This is a genomic window from Rhodobacterales bacterium HKCCA1288 (assembly GCA_015693905.1).
GTDB lineage: Bacteria > Pseudomonadota > Alphaproteobacteria > Rhodobacterales > Rhodobacteraceae > M30B80.
Genome location: CP065161.1, coordinates 1,888,049 through 1,911,200, shown reverse-complemented (window position 1 = coordinate 1,911,200; position 23,152 = coordinate 1,888,049). Strand labels below are relative to the sequence as shown.

General features: G+C 52.3%; 24 protein-coding genes. 13 read left to right on the top strand and 11 right to left on the bottom strand.

Features of this window, described 5'->3' with window-relative positions; translation table 11 throughout:
- Window positions 1-3 precede the first annotated feature (3 nt).
- The 3 genes from I3V23_09365 to hslU are packed head-to-tail and all read left to right on the top strand — an operon-like array spanning window position 4 to window position 2,760.
- Window positions 4-849 carry a carotenoid 1,2-hydratase gene (locus I3V23_09365; protein ID QPI86775.1) on the top strand — a complete coding sequence of 282 codons (846 nt, stop codon included), beginning with the start codon at window positions 4-6 and terminating at the stop codon, window positions 847-849.
- A gap of 46 nt (window positions 850-895) precedes the next feature.
- Entirely contained in the window at window positions 896-1,450 is a 555-nt protein-coding gene (gene hslV, locus I3V23_09360; GenBank protein QPI84793.1) for an ATP-dependent protease subunit HslV, read from the top strand.
- Window positions 1,447-2,760 carry an ATP-dependent protease ATPase subunit HslU gene (gene hslU, locus I3V23_09355; GenBank protein QPI84792.1) on the top strand — a complete coding sequence of 438 codons (1,314 nt, stop codon included), beginning with the start codon at window positions 1,447-1,449 and terminating at the stop codon, window positions 2,758-2,760. Before hslV ends, hslU begins: the two co-directional genes overlap by 4 nt.
- Window positions 2,761-2,763: 3 nt before the next feature.
- Here hslU and I3V23_09350 read toward each other — a convergent pair whose 3' ends face one another.
- From I3V23_09350 to I3V23_09340, 3 genes are read right to left on the bottom strand one after another with little or no spacing between them, the layout of a single operon-like run.
- Entirely contained in the window at window positions 2,764-3,348 is a 585-nt protein-coding gene (locus I3V23_09350) for a Smr/MutS family protein (protein QPI84791.1), read from the bottom strand.
- A gap of 3 nt (window positions 3,349-3,351) precedes the next feature.
- Window positions 3,352-4,287, bottom strand: a complete 936-nt coding sequence (locus tag I3V23_09345) for an MltA domain-containing protein (GenBank protein QPI84790.1) — start codon at window positions 4,285-4,287, stop codon at window positions 3,352-3,354.
- A 21-nt stretch (window positions 4,288-4,308) separates the two neighbouring features.
- Window positions 4,309-4,968 carry a Tim44 domain-containing protein gene (locus I3V23_09340; GenBank protein QPI84789.1) on the bottom strand — a complete coding sequence of 220 codons (660 nt, stop codon included), beginning with the start codon at window positions 4,966-4,968 and terminating at the stop codon, window positions 4,309-4,311.
- Between the two features lie 146 nt (window positions 4,969-5,114).
- On the opposite strand from I3V23_09340, the gene I3V23_09335 reads away from it, so the two are divergent.
- Window positions 5,115-5,576 (top strand): FxsA family protein, encoded by a 462-nt coding sequence (locus I3V23_09335; GenBank protein ID QPI84788.1) that lies wholly within the window; start codon window positions 5,115-5,117, stop codon window positions 5,574-5,576.
- Between the two features lie 56 nt (window positions 5,577-5,632).
- Entirely contained in the window at window positions 5,633-6,139 is a 507-nt protein-coding gene (gene secB, locus I3V23_09330) for a protein-export chaperone SecB (GenBank protein QPI84787.1), read from the top strand.
- A gap of 3 nt (window positions 6,140-6,142) precedes the next feature.
- Here secB and dnaQ read toward each other — a convergent pair whose 3' ends face one another.
- The 4 genes from dnaQ to maf are packed head-to-tail and all read right to left on the bottom strand — an operon-like array spanning window position 6,143 to window position 8,842.
- The gene (dnaQ, locus tag I3V23_09325) at window positions 6,143-6,829 is read right to left on the bottom strand and encodes a DNA polymerase III subunit epsilon (protein QPI84786.1); all 687 of its coding nucleotides are present in this window, start codon (window positions 6,827-6,829) and stop codon (window positions 6,143-6,145) included.
- Window positions 6,829-7,419, bottom strand: a complete 591-nt coding sequence (gene coaE, locus I3V23_09320; protein QPI84785.1) for a dephospho-CoA kinase — start codon at window positions 7,417-7,419, stop codon at window positions 6,829-6,831. The genes dnaQ and coaE overlap by 1 nt, the downstream gene beginning before the upstream one ends.
- Window positions 7,416-8,249: a shikimate dehydrogenase gene (locus I3V23_09315; GenBank protein ID QPI84784.1), complete on the bottom strand. Its 834-nt coding sequence runs from the start codon at window positions 8,247-8,249 to the stop codon at window positions 7,416-7,418. Before I3V23_09315 ends, coaE begins: the two co-directional genes overlap by 4 nt.
- A complete protein-coding gene (maf, locus tag I3V23_09310; GenBank protein ID QPI84783.1) occupies window positions 8,246-8,842 on the bottom strand; it encodes a septum formation protein Maf in 597 nt (198 codons plus the stop codon). The genes I3V23_09315 and maf overlap by 4 nt, the downstream gene beginning before the upstream one ends.
- Window positions 8,843-9,371: 529 nt before the next feature.
- Between maf and rho the strand changes: the two genes are divergently transcribed.
- Genes rho through I3V23_09280 form a run of 6 tightly spaced genes read left to right on the top strand, consistent with a single transcriptional unit; the run spans window position 9,372 to window position 16,171 of the window.
- Window positions 9,372-10,643, top strand: a complete 1,272-nt coding sequence (gene rho / locus I3V23_09305) for a transcription termination factor Rho (GenBank protein QPI84782.1) — start codon at window positions 9,372-9,374, stop codon at window positions 10,641-10,643.
- A gap of 1 nt (window position 10,644) precedes the next feature.
- Window positions 10,645-11,946: a tRNA uridine-5-carboxymethylaminomethyl(34) synthesis GTPase MnmE gene (mnmE, locus tag I3V23_09300; protein QPI84781.1), complete on the top strand. Its 1,302-nt coding sequence runs from the start codon at window positions 10,645-10,647 to the stop codon at window positions 11,944-11,946.
- Between the two features lie 19 nt (window positions 11,947-11,965).
- Window positions 11,966-13,831 carry a tRNA uridine-5-carboxymethylaminomethyl(34) synthesis enzyme MnmG gene (gene mnmG / locus I3V23_09295; protein ID QPI84780.1) on the top strand — a complete coding sequence of 622 codons (1,866 nt, stop codon included), beginning with the start codon at window positions 11,966-11,968 and terminating at the stop codon, window positions 13,829-13,831.
- Window positions 13,828-14,454: a 16S rRNA (guanine(527)-N(7))-methyltransferase RsmG gene (rsmG, locus tag I3V23_09290; GenBank protein ID QPI84779.1), complete on the top strand. Its 627-nt coding sequence runs from the start codon at window positions 13,828-13,830 to the stop codon at window positions 14,452-14,454. Before mnmG ends, rsmG begins: the two co-directional genes overlap by 4 nt.
- A complete protein-coding gene (locus tag I3V23_09285; protein ID QPI84778.1) occupies window positions 14,447-15,238 on the top strand; it encodes a ParA family protein in 792 nt (263 codons plus the stop codon). The genes rsmG and I3V23_09285 overlap by 8 nt, the downstream gene beginning before the upstream one ends.
- A gap of 9 nt (window positions 15,239-15,247) precedes the next feature.
- Window positions 15,248-16,171 (top strand): ParB/RepB/Spo0J family partition protein, encoded by a 924-nt coding sequence (locus tag I3V23_09280; protein QPI84777.1) that lies wholly within the window; start codon window positions 15,248-15,250, stop codon window positions 16,169-16,171.
- Here the strand turns inward: I3V23_09280 and I3V23_09275 are convergent.
- The 3 genes from I3V23_09275 to rph are packed head-to-tail and all read right to left on the bottom strand — an operon-like array spanning window position 16,168 to window position 18,642.
- On the bottom strand, window positions 16,168-17,331 hold the full coding sequence (locus tag I3V23_09275; GenBank protein ID QPI84776.1) for a coproporphyrinogen III oxidase: 1,164 nt from the start codon (window positions 17,329-17,331) through the stop codon (window positions 16,168-16,170). The genes I3V23_09280 and I3V23_09275 overlap by 4 nt on opposite strands.
- Window positions 17,318-17,929, bottom strand: a complete 612-nt coding sequence (gene rdgB, locus I3V23_09270; protein ID QPI84775.1) for an RdgB/HAM1 family non-canonical purine NTP pyrophosphatase — start codon at window positions 17,927-17,929, stop codon at window positions 17,318-17,320. The genes I3V23_09275 and rdgB overlap by 14 nt, the downstream gene beginning before the upstream one ends.
- Window positions 17,929-18,642, bottom strand: coding sequence for a ribonuclease PH (gene rph / locus I3V23_09265; protein QPI84774.1), 714 nt, complete (start codon window positions 18,640-18,642; stop codon window positions 17,929-17,931). The genes rdgB and rph overlap by 1 nt, the downstream gene beginning before the upstream one ends.
- 116 nt (window positions 18,643-18,758) lie before the next feature.
- Between rph and hrcA the strand changes: the two genes are divergently transcribed.
- Both hrcA and I3V23_09255 read left to right on the top strand, forming a co-directional pair.
- Entirely contained in the window at window positions 18,759-19,823 is a 1,065-nt protein-coding gene (gene hrcA / locus I3V23_09260; GenBank protein QPI84773.1) for a heat-inducible transcriptional repressor HrcA, read from the top strand.
- 10 nt (window positions 19,824-19,833) lie between these two features.
- Window positions 19,834-20,406 (top strand): nucleotide exchange factor GrpE, encoded by a 573-nt coding sequence (locus I3V23_09255; GenBank protein ID QPI84772.1) that lies wholly within the window; start codon window positions 19,834-19,836, stop codon window positions 20,404-20,406.
- Here I3V23_09255 and mutS read toward each other — a convergent pair.
- A complete protein-coding gene (gene mutS, locus I3V23_09250; GenBank protein QPI84771.1) occupies window positions 20,403-23,036 on the bottom strand; it encodes a DNA mismatch repair protein MutS in 2,634 nt (877 codons plus the stop codon). The two genes, I3V23_09255 and mutS, sit on opposite strands and share 4 nt — an antisense overlap.
- Between the last annotated feature and the right edge of the window lie 116 nt (window positions 23,037-23,152).

Sequence of the window (23,152 nt, the reverse complement as noted above, 5' to 3'; positions counted from 1 at the left end):
TCAATCATCGCGTTCATCGGGTCAGTTTTCTCGCCATGGTATCGTTGGTCGGGGCGCAAAGACCCCGAAGATCATTGCTGCTTGAATGTTGTCACCTATGGCAAAGGGGGCCGTTGGACGATGACAGATCGCGGCCGCGATGCGCTCGAACTTTCAGAAACGCACATGAAAATAGGCCCTAGCCACCTGTCTTGGGACGGTTCAGCCCTCACCATTCATATTGATGAACGCACAACACCACATGGCGGGCGCTTGCGCGGAAAAGTGACACTAACCCCGCGTGCAGTGACGAATGTTGAATTGTCGCTCTGCGATGATGGCGCGCATATCTGGCGCCCTTTCGCACCCGTTGCCGATATCGATGTTCGTCTCAAAAATGCAGGTTGGTCATGGTCTGGGCATGGATATTTTGATGCCAATTTTGGCACTCGCGCCTTGGAGGAGGATTTTGATTACTGGACATGGGGCCGCTTTCCAACGCGAGACGGCGCTTGTTGTTTCTATGATGCAACGCGCTGCGATGGCAGCAATCTTGCAGCCGCCATTGCCTTTGATGAAACGGGCAAGGCATCACCCGTTGATGCGCCGCGCACTGCAAGGTTCAAATCCGCGTTTTGGGGGGTGCGCCGTGAAACCCGCGCGGATCCAGATTTTGCACCACATGAGGTTCAGCCCATGTTAGACGCCCCATTTTACAACCGTGCCATGGTGCGAACCAAAATCAATGGTGAGACCGTGACAGGTGTTCATGAATCGCTTGATCTTAATAGATTTCGCAAAGCATGGATGATGCCGATGCTGGCCTTTCGTGTGCCCCGCCGCAAAAATTGGCCGAAGCGGTGGTTGTGATCTGATCGTGTCGCTTCCATATTGGGCGGAACATGAAAGGGTAAACATGTCGAATAGTTTTCCAGATTGGCATGGCACAACCATTATCGGTGTGCGCAAGGGTAACGAGGTTGTGGTTGCAGGTGATGGTCAGGTCAGTCTTGGCCAAACCGTGATCAAAGGCACAGCACGCAAAGTGCGCCGCCTTTCCCCGGGTGGATATGAGGTGGTCGCAGGATTTGCAGGATCGACAGCAGATGCGTTTGCCTTGCTTGAGCGTCTCGAAGCAAAGCTTGAGGCAACACCAGGCCAATTACAGCGCGCCAGTGTTGAATTGGCGAAAGATTGGCGCACGGATAAGTATCTACAAAAGCTCGAGGCGATGTTGATCGTCACAGATGGATCCGAGCTCTATGTCATCACGGGCGCGGGCGATGTTTTAGAACCAGAACATGGTATTGCCGCGATTGGGTCGGGTGGAAATTACGCATTGGCCGCGGCTCGCGCGATGATGGACAGCGATAAATCCGCCGAAGATGTGGCCCGCCGCGCGATGGAAATTGCGGCTGATATTTGCGTCTATACCAATGGCAACCTCACAGTAGAGCGGATCGCAAAATGACCGACCTGACCCCCCGCGAAATCGTATCGGAATTGGATCGTTTCATCATCGGGCAAGCCGATGCAAAACGCGCGGTGGCGGTTGCCCTGCGCAATCGGTGGCGGCGCAAGCAACTTGGGGATGATTTGCGCGATGAAGTTTACCCAAAAAATATTCTGATGATCGGGCCGACTGGGGTGGGAAAAACAGAAATCAGCCGCCGTTTGGCGAAACTTGCCCGCGCCCCGTTTCTCAAAGTTGAGGCGACAAAATTTACAGAGGTGGGCTATGTAGGTCGTGATGTCGAGCAGATCATCCGTGATCTGGTAGATGCCGCGCAAATTATGGTGCGCGACCATATGCGCGAAGAAGTTACCTCCAAGGCGCATAAAGCCGCCGAAGATCGTGTGATCGAGGCGCTTGCGGGCGCCGATGCGCGCGACCAAACCCGCGAAATGTTCCGCAAGAAACTCCGCTCAGGGGAATTGGACGACACTGTCATTGAATTGGAAGTTACGGATCAATCCAACCCAATGGCCATGTTTGAAGTTCCAGGTCAGCCCCAGATGGGGCCAATGGGCGGCGGCATGAACCTTGGCGATATATTCGGCAAGGCCTTTGGCGGGCGGAAAATCCGCAAGAAGATGACTGTGGCGGCGAGCTATGAAATCCTTATCGGTGAAGAAGCTGATAAGCTTTTGGATCAAGAAACCGTCACGAAAGAGGCCATTCGGGCCGTTGAAGAAAATGGCATCGTCTTTATTGACGAAATTGACAAGGTCGCGGCGCGCGCGGAAACCCGCGGGGCGGATGTCAGCCGCGAAGGGGTGCAGCGTGATCTATTGCCTCTGATAGAAGGGACAACAGTCTCAACAAAACATGGGCCTGTGAAAACAGACCATATCCTGTTCATTGCCTCTGGTGCATTTCACATCGCAAAACCCTCTGACCTGTTGCCAGAACTTCAGGGGCGCTTGCCCATTCGGGTGGAATTACAGGCACTCACCGAGGACGACTTCACCGGCATTTTGACAGAAACTGATAATGCGCTGACGCGCCAATACTCTGCTTTAATGGCGACCGAAAACGTGGCTGTTGATTTCACCGAAGATGGGATCAAAGCCTTGGCCAAAATCGCGGCAGATGTGAATAAATCGGTCGAGAATATCGGTGCGCGGCGGCTTTATACCGTGCTGGAGCGTGTTTTCGAGGAGCTCAGCTTTACCGCACCTGACAGAAGCGGCGAAAGCGTGATCGTTGATGAAAAATATGTGCAAACCTATCTCGCGGACTTGGCAGGTAAGGCCGATCTTAGCCGCTATGTGCTCTAGTCTCTATTTCCTGAGATAGACATAGAGCGCACCCGCCCCGCCATGGCGGATATGCGCCTCACGAATATCAAGGATATAGCCCGCGATTGATGGGTGGCGCAGCCACCGCGGCACGTTTTGCCGCAATACCCCACGGGCAGGTGCAATCGGGTCATAATGGGGGCCGCTAGACAGATTGCCCTTGCCCGTAATCACAAGGGCCAAACGATATCCGCGCGCATGGCAGTCAAGGATAAATCGCTGCAACGCAGGATGGGCTTGGGCCTGTGTCATGCCGTGAAGGTCAATTTTCGCCTCTGGCTGCAACTTTCCCCGCACCATGCGGCCATGCAATTTTTTATCCATGCGAACGGGGCGCTTTTCAGGCGCGTTTTGCGGTTTTTCAGATGGGGCTGTCAGCCCAATGTCAAAGTCACTGAGATCCAACTTTGGCGTGAGATCGACAATTTCACGCGGGGGAATTGTCGCCGTGTCGGGTTTTGCAAGATAGAAATTGGCGGCGGCACGTTTCAATGGCTTAGCGCTGCGTGCAACGCGATCCCATAAAACGCGGTCTTCACTGCTTAGGTTTTTTGTTTTTTTTGCCATGGCTTATCCTGCCCATCCATTGGGCAAATCATGACCCTTGGGCCAAAGCACGGTCAAGCTGGCAGGTTCATTTATTGCACCCGCACTCCTACCCGCAGCATCACCTGATCCACAGAAAATATCGGCGCGCTGCGCGCCTTTAATGGCAGATCCACAATCTTGGGCAAAATAAATCCGCGCCGCGCGCGTCTCACCCGCAACCATGACGGGCATTCCATAAGGGATATATGCAGGATCAATCGCGATCGAGCGGTTCGCGGTCAAAACCTGCCCTGCGGCACCGACCGCGCCATTTTCGTGACGCGGTTCAAAGAAGATATAGGAGGGGTTTTTTTGTAAAAGCGCATCCATTTTGTCAGGATGGTGTCTAAGCCAATCCTTGACCCAATCTGCGGTGATCTCTTTTGCACTGATCTCACCCATCGCGACCAATTCAGCCCCAATCGAACGATAGGGATGCCCGTTTTTTGCCGAAAACCCAAAGCGGCGCGTCTCACCATCTGGATAGGTCACGGCAACAGATCCTTGGATATGGCAAAAATACTGGTCTATGCGCGAATTGAGATAGACCAGTTCCAATCCTTGCCCCGAAAGCAAATTGCCCGTTTCGATTTCCGCGCGTGTTGCCCAAATTTCAGGCATATCTTTAGGGGCGGCGTAAAGTGGGAACCTGTATTCGGCATCTGGCGTGGCGCGGGCGGGCAAAACGGGTTCGTAATATCCCGTGATATGCCCAGAAAGAGCGGGGCCAAATCTGAGAGGCTGAAAATTTGATTGAAAAAACGCGCGGTCCTGTGAGCGGTTAACCTTGCGGGCGATTGTCACAAGATCGGATATCGCCAAATCCGTTTGAGATTGGAAAATTGAAAGGATTTCGGCGTAATCCTCGTCATCCCAACCCAAAAGATCGGAAAATCCTATGGGTTGGGGATAAGTCACCACGCAGTCCTTACGCTAGGATCAGCCGCCTGTAGCAACCAAAACCCAATTTGGATTGCGGCTGCCCATTTCGCGGGCGAAGGTCCAAACGTCCCGCTGGCGTTTGATTTCAGTTGCGCTGCCTTCGACAATTTCACCATCGGAATTGCGCACCACAGAGGTCAGTTCTGCAGCGAAACGAACCGTGACCTCACCTTCGCGCGAGCTGGCGTCAAACTGGGCTTCTTGAACAGCGATATCGTTGAGGCCCACAAAATTTGCTTCAATCTCGAGGCCTTGCGCACGGCGCGCTTCGATAACCTCGTCAAAGCTCTCGGCAACCTCAGGCGATAGGAAATCGCGCACTTCGGAAATATCGCCACGTTCAAACGCCATGAGAATCATTTCATAGGCGCCGCGCGCACCAGTCAAAAATTCGCCCACTGCGAAACTTGGCTCTGCGGATTTCATCGCGGCCAAGGCACGGGCGCTTTCTGATCCTTCGGGAACATGATCGGTGATATCCCGATCAGGGCCGCCCTCGATCACCTCAAAATTACGGGATTGTGCGGATTTTGCGGTTTTTACAACTTCGGGCGATTTCTCAAACCCCTCACGCGTGCCGAGAACGGCGCGCAACCGCAGGATCAAAAAGATCGCGATTGCCGCGAGAACCAAAAGGGAAAGAAATGATGAGTTCATGTGAGTCTCAATCCAGTTTTGATACAGGCTAATGTTGCCGCAGGGGTTTTAGACTGCGCTTGAGGTTCATATGTAGGGAGGGAAGGGGGCCAAGTCCATGAAGCTGGGCGCGGTTTTGCCGACTATCTGCGGGAAAGGCTGAAAAAATGTGGTTATTTGTTCTTTTTCTGGCGATTCCGCTGATTGAGATTGGCTTGTTCATACAAATTGGCGGATTTATTGGGTTATGGCCAACCTTGGCTGTGGTTGTTGTAACGGCAATTTTGGGAACATGGCTGGTCAGATCGCAAGGGTCGCTGGCGCTGTCGCAAATCCGCGCCAGCTTTAACGAATTAAATGACCCAACCGAGCCGCTGGCCCATGGGGCCATGATCCTAATTGCGGGCGCCCTGTTGCTAACACCTGGATTTTTCACCGATGCGATTGGATTTTCCTTGTTGGTGCCGCCCGTTCGACAATTTTTGATCCTTCAGGTCAAATCACGCATAAAAACCACTAGTTTTCAAAGCCGAGCCAATTTTGGTAGCCAATCTGGCACAATCATAGATGAAGATGGCGAGATCTTAGATACAGACCCGCATGGCCCATCGGGATGGACACGGCATTGAGGCTTTTGGATCAGGCTGTTAAGACGCCTTAAAAATTTGCCTTTGGGAGATGAAAGATGGCGAAAAAAGATGCGGATGCCGCGCAGGACAGCGCAGCACAACAACAACCCGTAATGCCGCAAATGAAAATCTTGGGCCAATTCGTGCGAGATTTGTCGTTTGAGAACATCGCAGCGCAAAAATCGGTTCAAGGTGCGGGTCAGCCCGACATTCAATTGCGTGTGGCGCTCGATGGCGGAAAGCGGCCCACGGAAAAGCAGTATGACGTCATCGTAAAAGTTACGATTGAAGCAAAAACCAAAGGGGACGCCCCCGAACCAATCTTTCGCGTAGACCTTGATTATGCTGGCATCTTCCACATCGATAACGTGCCCGAAGAACAGCTTCACCCGTATCTGATGATCGAATGCCCTCGGATGCTTTTCCCGTTCATCCGCCGCATCGTTTCAGACGTCACGCGAGACGGTGGGTATTTGCCGCTGAACCTCGACACGATTGATTTTGTTGCGCTTTATCGCAATGAATTGGCGCGCAAAATGACCGAACAAAAGGCAGATGCCTAAGCGTTAACGCATCCAAACAGCCTTGTCGCCCATCTCGGAGATGAAGTCTTGATGGGCGGCGATTTCTTCATCCGTCAAACGCGGCTTGAGGGGTTCTGGCCGTGCAGAGGCGCGGCGCATTGGCCGCACAACATCACGATCTTTGTCCTGATCATCTGGAGAGAGGGCAAAATCAGGCTGCTTGCCCCCAATCAACTCGAGATAGACTTCGGCCAAGATTTCCGAATCCAAAAGCGCGCCGTGTTTTTCGCGCATAGAATTATCGACACCAAAACGGCGACATAGGGAATCAAGACTTGCGGGTGATCCAGGGAATTTGCGCCGCGCAATAGCCAGCGTGTCGATCGCCTGATCATTCGGCAAAAGCGGTTTGTTCACCCATCCAAGTTCTGCATTCAAAAACTTCATATCGAAGCTTGCATTATGAATGACCAGCTTTGCATCACCGACAAAATCCAGAAAATCTTGCGCAATGGCGGCAAAAACTGGTTTATCAGCTAAAAACTCATCGCCCAATCCGTGGACATTAAACGCCTCTTGCGGCATCGCGCGTTCGGGGTTGATGTATTGGTGATATGTCTTGCCTGTTGGCAGGTGGTTCCACAATTCAACCGCGCCAATTTCGACAATACGGTGCCCTTCGGACGGCTCAAAGCCTGTGGTTTCGGTGTCTAGAACAATCTCGCGCATCACAATGTCCTTGCCGTTAAATCGTTGATCAAATCATGCACAGCTTTGCGCGCACCCTCAAAGCTATTTGTTTCTATGACATAATCCGCGCGGGCAATTTTTTCAGAATTTGGCATCTGGCGCGCAAGAATTCGATCAAATAGCGCAGGATCCATTCCCGCACGTCCCATGACGCGGGCTTTCTGCGTTTCGGCATCAGTTGTCACAACCAAAACGGCATCGAGCCATTGATCCGCACCTGTTTCATAAAGAAGCGGAATGTCGCAAACAATCAGGGACTGTTCCGCATGGTCGTCAATGAATTCGGCCCGATCTGCAGCCACAAGGGGATGAATAAGTGATTCAAGCCGATTAAGCGCGTTCGGGTCTTTTTTGACCCAATTTTTCAATGCTTCCCGATCCACCGCATCATTTTGGATCAACCCCCTATTCAACGCTGAAAGCGGTGCCACCGCGGCGCCACTTTTGCCATATAGTTTGGCAACTGTTGCATCGGCATCCCACACAGGAACACCCGCCTCACGAAACATATCTGCGGTGGTGCTTTTGCCCATCCCAATTGAGCCCGTAAGACCAAGAAGAAAACTCATTTTGCCAAAACCGCGCGGCGCAGCTCATCGGTAACAGCGGGCTCTGTTCCAAACCATTTCGCAAAGCCAGGCGCCGCTTGGTGCAACAACATGCCCAAACCATCAACCGCGACTGCGCCCATGGCACGCGCTTGTTTTAAGAGATCTGTTTCAAGAGGGGCATAAACGATATCGTTCACAACGGCGGTTTTTGGTAAGTTGCTCAGATCCACCGCAAGAGGTGGCTGCCCTGTCATGCCTAGGGATGTGGTGTTGACCAGAAGATTACAATCCCCAGGAAGGTTTGGAAGATCTGACATCTGATGCACAGAAACACGATCCCCAAATCGGGCAGATAGGTTTTTCGCTCGGTCAAGATTACGGTTCAGCACCCGAACCTGCGGTGTACCTGCCTCTAGCAATGCATAGATGACCGCCTTTGCCGCCCCGCCCGCACCCAGAATAACAGCAGGGCCATCCATTGCATCGAATGCGGGCGCGTTTTGTTGAATATTGGCAAGAAATCCGTGGCCATCTGTATTATCAGCCTCGATTTTGCCGTCTTTGTGAAAGGTTAGGGTATTCGCAGCGCCAATTGCACGCGCGCGATCGGTCACAATATCGGCCAAATCCAAAACCGTTTCTTTATGGGGAATCGTCACATTTGCGCCGACAAATCCCATCCGCGGCATCGCAGCCAGAACCTGTTCTAAGTCGCCAGATGTTACATGCAGCGGCACATAATGGCCTGAAATCTGATAGGCCCGCAGCCAAAACCCATGCAACACGGGCGATTTGCTATGACCAATTGGGTCACCAATAACGGCCGCAAGTGGCACCGATGCTGTCATCTTTCTATAAACCCTCGCAGCGCCAAGAAGTTCAGAACTTCGGTTAATGGCAAGCCCAAAACATCGAAATAGCTGCCCTCGACCCGAGAAAACAGGCGAATGCCCTCGGATTCAAGCATATAAGCACCAACTGATTGTGCGATATCGGGCCAGTTGCGGGCAAGGTAAGCGTCAAGATAGCTGTCACTAAATTCTGCCATAAAGAGACGCACGACACCGATATAGCGCCAAATTGGTTGCGCCTCGTGATAAATCACCGCGGCGGACATAAGTTTGTGCGATTTTCCACGCAGCATCGTCAATTGCGCGCGCGCGTCTTCCAGGCTATCTGGTTTTGAGAGAATATTACCCTCAAATTCCAGAATCTGATCGCAGCCTATAACAACAGCATCAGGATTTTTTCGGGCAAGTTTAGCGGCTTTCGCCTCGGCCAATTGATCTACCAAATCGCGCGGCGGGGCACCTTCGGCCAACAATGATGTCTTTAATAACGATTCATCGATTCGTGCATTTTCTGCGATAAATGATACCCCAGCATTCTGCAAAAGCTGCTGTCGGACTGCCGATTGAGACGCCAAGATGATTTTTTGCATTGGATAATTCCGTGGGAAGTCTTGGGGATAAGCCCTTGGATCAAGTGATGACATAGTCACATGCACCGCTTCAACCACAGGTCATTGTGACGTAGCAGAAAATTATCTGTCGGTTATCCACGGGTGTAATTTCTATCCGAGCGGGTTGGAGAAGATGCAACAAACACAGAAATATCCCAAAGTTTTCCACAGTTTTTCATTCTTAATTTTTCATTAACTAATTGATATTATTGATTTTTTTAGAATTTCGCTTTGTGGGGGTAAATATCATCCCCAACGGAAAGCCTGTTGATAAAGTGATGATAAATAAGTTTCCAAGGTTTTGCACTGCACAACCAAATCATCATCCTTTTCTTAAATTTATTATTTTCTTTTTTAACACCGATAAAATTTTACGTGCTGTGCTTCAGATTGACTTGGGTTCCATCTGTGCGTAGAAGACAGGCTGAGTGATCGTCCGATCATCATCCTTCCCAATTGTGCAAAAGCCCTTAAACGCGATGCGTCTCAAGAGGCATATGGAACCCTCATGACAGTTAACTCTCTCAATCTTGCTGATCTAAAGGCAAAATCACCTAAAGATCTTCTGTCCATGGCAGAAGAGCTGGAGATCGAGAACGCCTCGACCATGCGCAAAGGCGACATGATGTTCGCCATTCTCAAAGAGCGCGCAGAAGAAGGGTGGGATGTTTACGGTGATGGTGTGCTGGAGGTGTTGCAAGACGGGTTTGGGTTCCTACGCTCGCCTGAGGCAAATTACCTTCCAGGCCCAGACGATATTTATGTCTCTCCTGACATGATCCGGCAGCATAGCTTGCGCACGGGTGACACGGTCGAGGGTGTGATTGCAGCACCACGCGAGACAGAGAATTACTTTGGTCTGACCAAGGTTTCCAAGATCAATTTTGAAGTGCCAGAAAAGGCACGCCATAAGGTTGCCTTTGATAACCTCACGCCGCTTTATCCTGATGAGCGGTTGAAGATGGAAATCGAAGATCCAACAATCAAAGATCGTTCCGCACGCATCATTGATTTGGTATCGCCCATCGGTAAAGGCCAACGTGCCTTGATTGTTGCCCCGCCACGCACGGGTAAAACCGTTCTTTTGCAGAACATCGCGCATTCTATCGAAACGAACCACCCAGAGTGCTATTTGATTGTTTTGTTGATTGATGAACGCCCCGAGGAAGTGACGGATATGCAGCGGTCAGTGAAGGGTGAGGTTGTATCCTCGACCTTTGACGAGCCTGCAACGCGTCACGTTGCGGTAGCGGAAATGGTTATCGAAAAAGCAAAACGCCTTGTCGAACATAAGCGTGACGTTGTTATTTTGCTCGACTCTATTACCCGTTTGGGGCGCGCATATAACACCGTTGTGCCATCATCGGGTAAGGTTTTGACAGGCGGCGTTGATGCAAACGCCCTGCAACGGCCCAAGCGTTTCTTTGGTGCGGCCCGTAATATCGAAGAAGGTGGATCGCTGACGATTATCGCAACTGCCTTGATCGATACAGGCAGCCGTATGGACGAAGTGATCTTTGAAGAATTTAAGGGCACGGGTAACTCGGAAATCGTGTTGGATCGTAAGGTGGCGGATAAGCGGGTCTTCCCAGCTATGGATATTTTGAAATCTGGCACCCGTAAGGAAGACCTGTTGGTCGATAAGGGCGATTTGCAGAAAACCTATGTTTTGCGCCGCATCTTGAACCCAATGGGCACAACAGACGCGATTGAATTCCTGATTTCTAAATTGAAACAGACCAAAACGAACTCGGAATTCTTCGATTCCATGAACACCTAACATGTCAGGCTTCATTGCGGATACCATCTTCGCGCTCGCCTCGGCCAATGGTCGGGCGGGCGTTTCCGTTATTCGGGTATCGGGAGCGGAGGCTGTCGATTTATGCTCCAAATTTCTTGGCGGTCTTCCAGATGTTGGTCAATTTCGGCTTCGACCTTTCAAGGATAAAGACCAGATTATTGACCATGTTTTGGCGTTGCGATTTCAGGCGCCACATAGTTTTACAGGCGAAGATGTGATTGAGCTGCATTGCCATGGCAGCCCCGCAGTTGTGAAAGCCGTTCTTGCGGCTTTATCCGAGAGTGGCCGCGCCCGTATGGCCGAACCTGGCGAGTTTACGCGCCGCGCCCTTGAAAATAACAAGCTTGATCTCGCTCAAGTTGAAGGGCTGGGTGATCTGATCAATGCAGAAACAGAGGCGCAAAGACGCCAAGCCAGCCGTGTTTTTTCGGGACATTTGGGAAAGCTGGTTGAAGAGTGGCGGCAGCATTTGTTGCGCGCGACAGCATTGATCGAAGTGACGATTGATTTCGCGGATGAGGAAGTGCCCACTGACGTGACCCCTGAGGTGCAGGGCCTTATCACGCAGGTGGTGCAGAGTTTGGATGTCGAAATTGCAGGCAGTTTGGTGGCTGAACGTATCCGTGACGGGTTTGAGGTCGCTATAATTGGTGCGCCAAACGCGGGGAAATCCACGCTGTTGAACGCTATTTCTGGGCGGGATATTGCGATCACCTCAGAAATCGCGGGAACAACCCGCGATGTGATTGAGGTGCGCCTTGATCTTGGTGGCCTGCCTGTGACGTTACTCGATACTGCTGGCATCCGTGACAGCACAGACACGATTGAATCCATCGGTGTTGAACGTGCGATTGATCGCGCAAAATCTGCAGATTTGCGGGTTTTTCTGAAATCTAACCCAGAGGAACAGCCGCCCTTTGATTTAGATGCTGATGATATATCCATATTGGGTAAGGCCGACATGCAGAACGGCAGCGGGATTTCTGTGTCAGGACAGACGGGTCAGGGCGTGGATGAGTTGATCGCGCTAATTTCAGCGCGCTTATCGGATCGCGCCGTGAATGTGGCCACCGCAACCCATATGCGCCATCGCCAAGCGATGCTAGATGCGCGGCAAGGTCTGGATGACGCACGGATTGCCCTTGCAAAAGGCGACAGTCACACAGACATAGCTGCGGAATATGTGCGATATGCTATAAGAAAGCTGGATTCGCTGATTGGCCGTGTCGATGTTGAAATGGTCTTGGGCGAAATCTTTTCGCAGTTTTGCCTCGGTAAATGAGAAAAGCGGAGTGTTTCACGTGAAACATCATGATTTCGATGTTGTTGTGATTGGGGGTGGCCATGCAGGTGCAGAGGCCGCTCATACAGCCGCGCGGGCGGGTGCAAAAACCGCGCTCGTTACATTATCCTTCGATAATATTGGGGTTATGTCCTGTAATCCAGCCATTGGCGGCTTGGGTAAAGGCCATCTGGTGCGTGAGATTGATGCACTAGGGGGCGTTATGGGTTTGGCTGCGGACCGCTCAGGTATTCAGTTTCGCTTGCTGAATCGCCGAAAAGGCCCCGCGGTTCAGGGCCCGCGCACGCAATCTGACCGCAAACTATACCGTGCTGCGATGCAAGATCTGCTCGCCCGAACCGAGAATTTGACAGTTATTGCAGGCGAGGTGGCCGATTTTCTTGGCACAGACGGGGCCGTGTCAGGCGTTGTTTTGGCGGATGGAGCCGAGATTTCAGCGAAATCAGTGGTTTTGACAACAGGCACATTCCTGCGTGGGGTTATCCATATAGGCGACAAAAGTATGCCTGGCGGACGGATGGGTGATAAGCCTTCGGTTAAATTGGCGCAGCGGATCGACAGTTTTGCCTTGCCACTTGGCCGTTTGAAGACAGGCACGCCGCCGCGTTTGGATGGGCGTACGATTAATTGGGATATTTTGGAAACCCAACCCGCGGATGATGACCCTGTTCTATTCTCTTTCCTATCGGATAAGCCACATGTGCGCCAAATTGCGTGCGGTATTACGCATACCAATGAAAAAACACATGAGATTATCCGCAACAATCTAGGCCGCTCTGCGATGTATGGCGGGCATATTGAGGGGATCGGGCCACGGTATTGCCCCTCTATTGAAGATAAGATTGTGCGCTTTGCCGACAAAACCTCGCATCAAGTGTTCCTTGAGCCTGAGGGTCTGGCGGATCACACTATTTATCCAAACGGGATTTCAACCTCGCTTCCCGCTGATGTTCAGGTGGATTATGTTCGCTCGATGGTTGGGTTAGAGGCGGTTGAGATCCTTCAACCTGGATATGCGATTGAATATGACTTTGTAGATCCCCGCGCGCTTGGAGCCGATTTGCAGGTTAAGACTGTAAAAAACCTTTATTTCGCAGGTCAAATCAACGGCACAACGGGATATGAAGAGGCGGCCGCACAGGGGTTTGTGGCGGGTGTTAATGCAGCACGTTCCGCACAGGGGCGGGATGCCGTGATATTCTCGCGCCGTGAAAGCTATATCGGCGTGATGATTGATGACTTGGTGACCCGTGGTGTCAGCGAACCCTATCGCATGTTCACCTCGCGCGCTGAGTTTCGTCTTTCTTTACGCGCGGACAATGCGGATCAACGTCTTACACCGCTTGGTATTGATCTTGGCACAGTGGACGAGACGCGAAAGCGTTTATTCGAAGATAAGATGGCCCAGATTGACGCCTGCTACACCGTACTGCGGAACCATAATCTGACGCCATCTGAGGGTAAGAAGCACGGGCTGAATATGAACCAAGATGGTCAGCGCCGCAACGGGGTCGAGCTTTTGGCCTTCCCGGACGTAGAATTCTCCGATCTTGAGGCCATTTGGCCCGAATTAATCGACCACAGCGCGGCGACAAAGGCGCAGATCAACCGAGAGGCGCAATATGCCGCCTATATTGAACGCCAAGAGCGCGATGTTCAGGCGCTCAAGCGGGACGAGGCGCAATTAATCCCCGAAACCCTTAATTTTATGGAGATCGAGGGGCTATCAACAGAATTGCGGCAGAAACTGACCAAAGTGCAGCCACGCGATTTGGGGCAGGCGGGCCGAATTGATGGCATGACCCCAGCCGCCTTGACGTTGATCCTGACAAAACTGCGCCAAATTCAACGGAAATCCGCATGACCGAAGGCGAAGCGCAGGCATATCTTAGCACCTTTGTTTCACGTGAAACATTGGATCGATTGCAGATTTACGTTGATATGTTGGTGAAATGGCAAAAGGCGATCAATTTGGTCGCCCCTGCAACATTACCTGATGCGTGGTCGCGCCATATCGTAGATTCTGCACAAATCTTTCCATTGGCAGAAAAATCCAATGGAAAATGGCTAGATATGGGCAGTGGCGGCGGTTTTCCTGGATTGGTTTGCGCAATTATTGCAGCTGAAACATCCCCAGACCTCAGCTTTCATTTCATTGAATCCGATTTGCGCAAATGCGCGTTCTTGCGGGATGTCGCACGTCAGGTCGGGATATCAATTAATGTGATGTCCCGCAGGATCGAAGACGCGCCGCCCCAAAATGCCGACATCATTTCAGCCCGTGCGCTTAGCGATTTATCCAAGCTTTGCACGCTGTCCTATCGCCATTTAGCAACAGATGGCCAATGTTTGTTTTTAAAGGGCCAATCTGCCCCGCAAGAAATCGACACGGCAAAGGAATCGTGGCAGATGTCGATCAAGACTCATCCGAGCGTAACCAGTGACGACGGTCAAATCATAGAAATAAAGGAATTACGCCGTGTCTGAACGCGCCTCACCACGAATTATCGCGATTGCCAACCAAAAAGGCGGGGTTGGAAAAACAACCACAACAATCAATCTTGGCGCTGCATTGGCCGCAATGGGCAAGCGCGTTTTGCTGATTGACCTTGACCCACAGGGCAACGCTTCGACTGGGTTGGGTGTCGAGGATCGCGATCTCTCAAGCTATGATTTGCTGATTGAGGGTGCGAAACTTGCGGATGTGACCCAGAAAACCAAGGTTGATGGCATTGATGTTGTCCCCGCAACAACCGATCTCAGCTCGGCTGATGTTGAACTCAGCGATAATGAAAAACGTATTGTCCTGTTGCGTAATGCGTTTAGCGCGGCGGATCTGCGTGCCTATGATTATGTTTTCATGGATTGCCCGCCATCCCTAAGCCTTCTGACAGTGAACGCTTTGGTCGCTGCGGATTCTGTGTTGGTGCCGCTTCAGGCTGAATTTTTTGCATTGGAAGGTTTGTCACAGCTTATGTTGACCGTGCGCCAAGTGCGTGAAGGTGCAAATTCGGAGTTGCGCATCGAAGGTGTGGTTTTGACGATGTATGATTTGCGCAATAACCTTTCAAAATTGGTTGAAGATGATGCACGGCAAACCTTGGGGGAATTGGTTTATGAAACCAAAATCCCGCGCAATGTTCGCCTGTCCGAAGCGCCATCCTTTGCGCAAACTGTTTTGGATTATGATGCAACCTCAACGGGCGCTCTGGCCTATAAGGCGCTTGCAGAAGAAATCGTGGCGCGCCACGATGCGATAAAGTCGCGCTAGGAGAAGATAATGAGTAAACGGGATAAACGCGGTTTGGGGCGTGGTCTGTCTGCATTGATGCAAGACATTGATGTGGGGACGAGCCCAACCCCGAATGCCGCGCCAGCGCAAGATATCGAGGGATCGCAACCCGCTCCTGCGCGCCGTGCGGATACCAAACTACCGATTGAGCGTATTCGCCCCAATCCCGAACAGCCGCGCCGCAATTTCACCCCAGAAGCGCTGGAGGAACTTGCCGCATCGATTAAGGAAAAGGGTATTATTCAGCCCCTTATTGTGCGTGCCGACCCAAACCATGATGGTGATTATCAGATTGTTGCTGGCGAACGCCGCTGGCGCGCCTCGCAAATGGCGCAATTGCATGAATTGCCCGTCATTATTCGGGATTTCACAGATGTTGAGGTTCTCGAGATCGCGATTATCGAGAATATTCAGCGCGCTGATCTCAATCCAATCGAAGAGGCGATGGGGTATCGGCAGCTGATTGATCGTTTTGGCCATACCCAAGAAAAACTGGCTGAGGCGATGGGGAAAAGCCGCAGCCATATTGCAAACTTAATGCGTCTTTTGCAGTTGCCTGATGATGTGCAGGCCATGCTGCGCGAAGGGCGCCTGTCAGCGGGTCACGCGCGTGCCCTGATCACAACGCCCAATGCCTCGGAACTGGCACGCGAGATCATTGCCAAAGGTTTATCGGTGCGTGAGGCAGAGAAACTGGCAAGCGCGGCAGGCGATAAATCTAAATCTCCGCGCCCAACAGCACCAACCAAAGACGCTGATACCCGCGCGATTGAGGCGGATTTGTCAGCCGCTTTGGGCATGAAGGTGGATATCAGTCATGATTCAGGGTCTGGGGCTGGTAAGATTTCAATCAGCTATAAAGATCTCGAAGCCTTGGATGAGCTGATGCGCCGTTTGGGTGGCGGGGCCTAGGCCAATAAGCCGCGCAACACCCCATTCAGCACGGGCCGTCCAGACGCAGTGCAACTCAGCCTGTCTCCATCTATGTTGATTAACCCTAAGTCTTTGAATTCATTCAACTTTTCTAGATTAACCGCAGTATTTGATAGGTTTTTGATCCTTGCAAGAGATACGCCTTCGCTGAGGCGTAACCCCATCATTAGCGCCTCAACGGCTTGATCATACGAGGAAATTTCTTCCCGTGCGGTTTCACCTGAACCCGTTTGGTTCACTTGATCCAGCCACAGACTTGGCGAAAGCGGTGTCGCTGTCGCGTATTTCACGCCGCCGAGCGTTAAACGCCCATGGGCCCCAGGCCCTATGCCGAGATAATCGCCGTAGCGCCAATAAACCAAGTTATGCCGAGATTGCGCCAAATCGCTGGCATGGTTGGACACCTCATATGCCGGCAATCCCGCATTATCGCAGAGTTCTTGGGTCACATCATACATATCAACGGCCAAGTCTTCAGTTGGTAGGCCATCGAGCTTGCCGATCTTGGCGCGTGCGCCAAAGGCGGTGCCCTCTTCGATTGTGAGCTGATAGGCGGATAAGTGATCTAACCCCAAGGATAGGGCGCGGCGCAACTCCGCGCGCCAATCCTCTAGGCTTTGATGCTGCCGCGCATAGATCAAATCAAAACTGACTCGGGGAAAGATGCCGCGCGCGATGTCAAAGGCGCGCAAGGCTTCCTCGGCGCTATGTAGGCGACCGAGTGCTTTGAGATCAGGGTCATTGAGGGCTTGTATGCCCATAGATAGTCTCGAAACGCCCGCTTCGTGATATTGTTTAAATCGACTTGCCTCCGCCGAGGTCGGATTGGCCTCTAGGGTAATCTCTAGATCATTTGCCGCGGGCCAGTGCTGTAAAATCCGCGCGATAATGGCGTTGACCAGATCCCCATCCATCAAAGATGGCGTGCCGCCGCCAAAAAACACCGACTTTAGAACGCGCCCGCCGCATTCAGCGGCCAATCGATCAATTTCACTCAGATAGGCATGTTTCCAGCGTGACTGATCAATGGATTGCGATACATGCGAGTTAAAATCGCAATAGGGGCATTTGGCCTGACAGAAGGGCCAGTGGATATAAATCCCAAAGCCGCCATTTTCCCAATCGTCACGCTTGTTCAAACAGGCTCACCAATTTTGCAAATGCATCAGCGCGGTGACTGATTTTGTTTTTTTCCCAACGATCCATCTCACCAAAGGTGATATCATAGCCTTCGGGTTGGAAAATCGGGTCATAGCCGTGACCTTGGTCACCGCGCATTGGCCAAACCACCTGACCCGCCATAACGCCTTCGAATATCTCGTCATGGCCATCGGGCCATGCAAGCACAAGCGTGCAGCAAAACCGCGCAAGGCGTGGATGTGGGGCGTTTGCAGCCTCTAGCTCATCATGGGCGCGCTGCATGGCCATTACAAAATCGCGCCCGTTCGGGGTTTCGGCCCAATCAGCCGTATAAACACCAGGTGCATTGCCGAGCGCGTCAATTTCAATACCGCTGTCATCGGCCAAAGCGGGTAGACCTGTTGCCTTGGCGGCAGCATGGGCCTTGATCCGCGCGTTCTCGATAAAAGTTGTGCCTGTTTCTTCGGGCTCAGGCAGATCGTGATCTTTGGCGGATACGGTCTTGATGCCAAATGGCGTCAAAAGCGCCGATATTTCCTCAAGTTTGCCTTGATTATGGGTGGCCACAAGCAAAGTGTTTGAGGTGAATTTCCGCATCACGCAACCGCCGCGTTTTGCGCCAAAACAAGCTCTGCAACGCCTTTTTGCGCAAGTTTTTGCAATTCTGCGAACTCGTCCAAGGAAAAAGTCGCTGACTCTGCGCTGGCTTGAATCTCGATCAGCTTGCCTGCGCCAGTCATAACAAAGTTACTATCGGTTCCAGCCTCTGAATCTTCGGGATAATCCAGATCAAGAACAGGTTGTCCCGCGTAAATGCCGCAAGAGACGGCGGCGACATTATCCAAAATCGGGTCAGATGTAATGGCGCCAGAGGTAAGCAGCTTGTTCACAGCAAGTCGCAATGCGACCCAACCCCCTGTTATAGAGGCGCAGCGCGTTCCACCATCCGCCTGCATAACATCGCAGTCGATGGTAATTTGACGTTCACCCAACGCGGAGCGATCCACGCTTGCCCTTAACGCGCGACCAATGAGACGCTGAATTTCCTGTGTGCGGCCCGATTGTTTGCCAACCGCAGCCTCACGCCGCCCCCGCGTATGCGTGGCGCGTGGTAGCATCCCATATTCAGCGGTGACCCATCCCAACCCTGAATTTTTCAAAAATGGCGGCACGCGCTCTTCGATTGTGGCGGAACACAGAACATGGGTATCGCCGCATTTGATCAAACACGACCCTTCCGCATGGCGCATCACGGCAGTTTCAATAGAAATTTTCCGCATTTCATCTAGGTTTCTGCCTGAAGGACGCATAAATATCTCCTTGTGATCCACCTCTGTGGGATAGTCGCAGTAAAGGGGCAGTTGCAAGCAGGATTGACCATCTGCGGCCCATGCGGCGAAATTAGGTGATGATTTGGGGCTGAAGAATGAGTGAAACATCACAAATTCTCGCTGAATTGAACGAGAGATCGCGCGAAGTTTTTCGCCGCGTGGTTGAGGGCTATCTTTCCACTGGTGAGCCCGTTGGATCACGCAGCCTGACCCGCAACATGACCGAACAGATTTCAGCGGCCACTATTCGCAATGTGATGCAGGACTTGGAATATCTCGGCCTGCTCGACAGCCCGCATATTTCGGCGGGGCGTGTTCCGACCCATTTGGGACTGCGCATGTTCGTGGATGGGCTGCTTGAGGTTACCGAACTCGGCGAAGACGACAAAACCCACCTTGATGCGACAGTTCAAAGCAATTCCGACACGGTTTCAACGGCTTTGGACAGGATTGGCAAGGCATTGTCGGGCATCACCCATGGCGCGAGTTTGGTGCTTGCCCCGAAACACGAGGCGCCGATCAAACATGTTGAGTTTGTATCCCTCTCAACGGAAAAAGCCCTTGTTGTTTTGGTGTTCGCCGATGGCCATGTTGAAAATCGGCTATTCACCCCACCGCCTGGATTGACGCCAAGTGCGATGCGCGAGGCTGCGAATTTTGTGAACGCATGGGCAGAAGGCCGCACCGTTACAGATTTACGCGCGGTGATGGAGCAAGAGGTCAAAACACGCCGCCGCGAGATTGATGAAATTGCAAAATCGCTAATTGAGCAGGGTTTGGCGATTTGGGAAAATTCTGGTCATCGGGGCGAGCGCCTCATTGTTCGCGGGCGGGCGAATCTGTTGGACAATGCGCCAGAAATTGCAGATCTCGAACGGATCAAATCCTTGTTTGATGATCTCGAACGCAAGCGGGACATCGCGGAATTCCTTGATTTGACCGATCGCGGCGATGGTGTGCGCATTTTTATTGGGTCTGAGAACAAGTTATTCTCACTTACGGGTTCCTCTTTGGTTGTCTCTCCCTATATGAACTCGGAACGGAAAATTATCGGCGCTGTGGGCGTGATTGGGCCAACGCGCATCAATTACGGTCGGATCGTGCCGATTGTGGATTACACGGCACAGTTGGTTGGGAAATTAATCTCTGATCGTGCATAAGAGGTGAAAGATGGCAGAGCCACAGGAAGAGCAATTCCTTGATGATATTGACGCGCCTGAGGAAGATATCGACCTTGCCGAAGGCATTGGCGAAGATGTTGATACCAGCCCCGAAGGCGTTATTGCTGCGCTGACTGAGGAGCGGGATCAACTGCGCGATCGTTTGTTGCGCGTCATGGCGGATTCCGAGAATCTACGCAAACGTGCCGAGCGGGATCGCCGCGAAGCCGAGCATTATGGCGGCACCCGTCTCGCCCGCGATTTGTTGCCTGTTTATGACAACCTCAACCGCGCTTTATCGGCTGTTGGCGATGAGCAACGTGATGTTGCGGGCAGCGTGATCGAAGGTATTGAGCTGACCTTGCGCGAGCTTCTGAATGTTTTCTCAAAACATGGCGTGACAGTCGTGAAACCCGAAGAGGGCGACCAATTCGACCCGCAAATGCATCAGGCGATGTTTGAGGCCCCCGTTCCAGGCACGACAGCGGGCCAGATCATTCAGGTTATGACCGAAGGATTCCTGTTGCATGATCGCCTTTTGCGCCCTGCGCAGGTGGGTGTGTCATCAACACCGAAATCCTAATCTTTCATCAACGCCTTTAGGTCGTAAATTAAATCAAGCGCCTCGCGCGCCGTCATCTCATCTGGATGCACGGCGTGCAGGCGATCCTCAAGCGGGGATGATTTGGGGGCCTGTGGCGCAGGCTGTGCGGTAAAGAGCGGTAAATCATCAATCAGCGATTTCTGCGCGCCGCCCTCACGATCATTCTTTTCCAATTTCTTCAAAACTTCTTCGGCGCGATGGATCACCGCAGGCGGCAATCCTGCAAGTTTCGCGACCTGAACCCCATAGGATCGATCTGCGGCGCCTTCGCGTAATTCGTGAAGAAAGACAATCTCACCTTCAAATTCTTTGACTGCCACGGTTGCATTGCGCGCGCCCGATAGCGTGCCCGCAAGCGCGGTTAATTCGTGGTAATGGGTCGCAAAAAGTGCGCGGCACTTATTAACATCATGTAGAAATTCCAACGTGGCCCATGCGATCGACAGCCCGTCATAGGTGGCTGTCCCGCGCCCTATTTCATCAAGGATAACTAAGGCGCGATGATCGGCTTGGTTCAAAATCGCGGCTGTTTCCACCATCTCGACCATGAAGGTCGACCTGCCGCGCGCAAGATCATCAGAGGCTCCAACGCGACTGAAAACTTGGCTGACCAACCCCAGTTTTGCCGATCTGGCAGGCACGAAACCGCCCATTTGAGCCAAAATCACAATCAACGCGTTTTGCCGCAAATAGGTTGATTTACCCGCCATATTGGGGCCAGTCAGCAATTGTATAGCGGCGGCATCACTCTGCGGGGATAGCGCGCAGTCATTTGGAACAAAGCGATCTTTACTGCCGCGAAGCGCGTCCTCAACCACGGGATGGCGACCTGCGACAATATCAAAATCGCGATTTTTTGTGATCTCTGGTCGCGCCCAATCTTGTGCCCGCGCGATATGTGCTAAGGCCAGATAAAAATCCGCTGATGCGAGGGCAAATGCGGCACGCATAACCGGATCAAACTGTGCTAAAATCTCGTGGCGCAGCGCCTCAAAGATTTGTTTTTCAATCTCAATCGCCCGCGCGCCAGAATTCAGGATCTTTGTTTCAAGTTCTGACAAGTCGACTGTGGTAAAGCGCACCGCATTGGCCGTGGTCTGGCGATGGATAAACTGCTCGGACAGGGGGGCAGATAGCATCTTTTCCGCGTGGGTGGCGGTCGTTTCGATGAAATAGCCAAGCACATTGTTGTGTTTGATTTTAAGGGATGGAATGCCTGTCGTGCTAATATAGTCAGCTTGCATTTTTGCGACAATTCCACGCCCCTCATCTCGAAGGGCGCGCATTTCATCCAGCTCAGGGTGATAGCCTGACGCAACAAATCCCCCATCGCGGGCGAGGAGGGGCGGCTCCTCAATCAGGGCATCTGTCAGCAGCCCAATCAGGGGTTCATGACCGACCAAATCAGTCACTAAATCGCGCCATAACGAGGAAAGCTCTATACCGCCAAGCTGAGCTGCCACCTCCTGCGCTTGGCGTAGACCCGAACGGATTGCGGCCAAATCCCGTGGACTGGCCCGATCCAAGGACAGGCGCGACAGCGCGCGTTCCATGTCAGGAACTTTTCGCAAAATCTCACGCAGTCTTTCCGAAATCGAAGAATTCGTTAGCGCGAAGGTCACCGCATCATGTCGGGCTGTGATTTCATCAAAATCTGTGGACGGGGCGGAAAGGCGCCGCTCCAACAAACGCCCACCTGCGCTGGTCACAGTTTTGTCGAGCACGCCCAAAAGACTGCCTTTGCGCCCGCCCGACAGAGATTGTGTAATTTCCAAATTTTTTCGCGTTGCGGCATCAATCAACATCACCCGCGTCAAAGATTGCCGCTGTGGGCGTTGCAAGCGGGGCAGATTGCCTTTTTGCGTGATGTCCAAATAATCGACCACCGCCCCCATAGCGGAGAGATCAGGACGTTCAAACTGGCCAAAGGCCTCTAGGCTGTCGACTTTGAACAAATCGGTAAGCCGTGTTTCTGCGGATCTGCTGTCAAAGCTTGACGGTGCAAGGCGTGTCACGCTTGCGCCTGTTTCTTCGATTAAGGCAATGCGGCTAGGATCAAGGTTTTCCGAGATAAGAATTTCGCGCGGTGCAAGGCGTGCCAATTCTGGGCCAAGCCGCGCGGGGGTCACAGGCATCACCCAAAACCCCCCAGTCGACATATCGCACCATGCAAGCGCGGCTGATCCGTCCCGTGATTCAAAATAAGCCGTTAGATAATTGTGACGCCGCGCGTCCAGAAGGCTGTCTTCGGTCAAAGTGCCCGGAGTGACAACGCGCACAACATCGCGCTTAACAACTGATTTTGACCCCCGTTTTTTCGCCTCGGCGGGGTCTTCGAGCTGTTCACAGACGGCCACGCGAAATCCTTTGCGGATCAATGTCAGCAAATAGTTTTCAGCGGCATGAACGGGGACACCGCACATAGGAATGTCTTCACCCAGATGTTGGCCGCGCTTTGTTAGGGCGATGTCCAATGCCTCGGCGGCGGCGACAGCATCATCAAAAAACATCTCATAGAAATCGCCCATGCGGTAAAACAATAACGCATCCGCGTGGCGGGCTTTCACCTCAAGATATTGCGCCATCATTGGCGTGACTTGGCCTGTCATTCCTGCCCCCTTCTTTGGGCTTACCCTACTGTCTCTGCGGCATTGTTTGAAGGGACAAAAGAGATGCGTTGTCGCCACGGTCAAGGGATTGTAAACCGAATGAAAGAGGAGGCGAA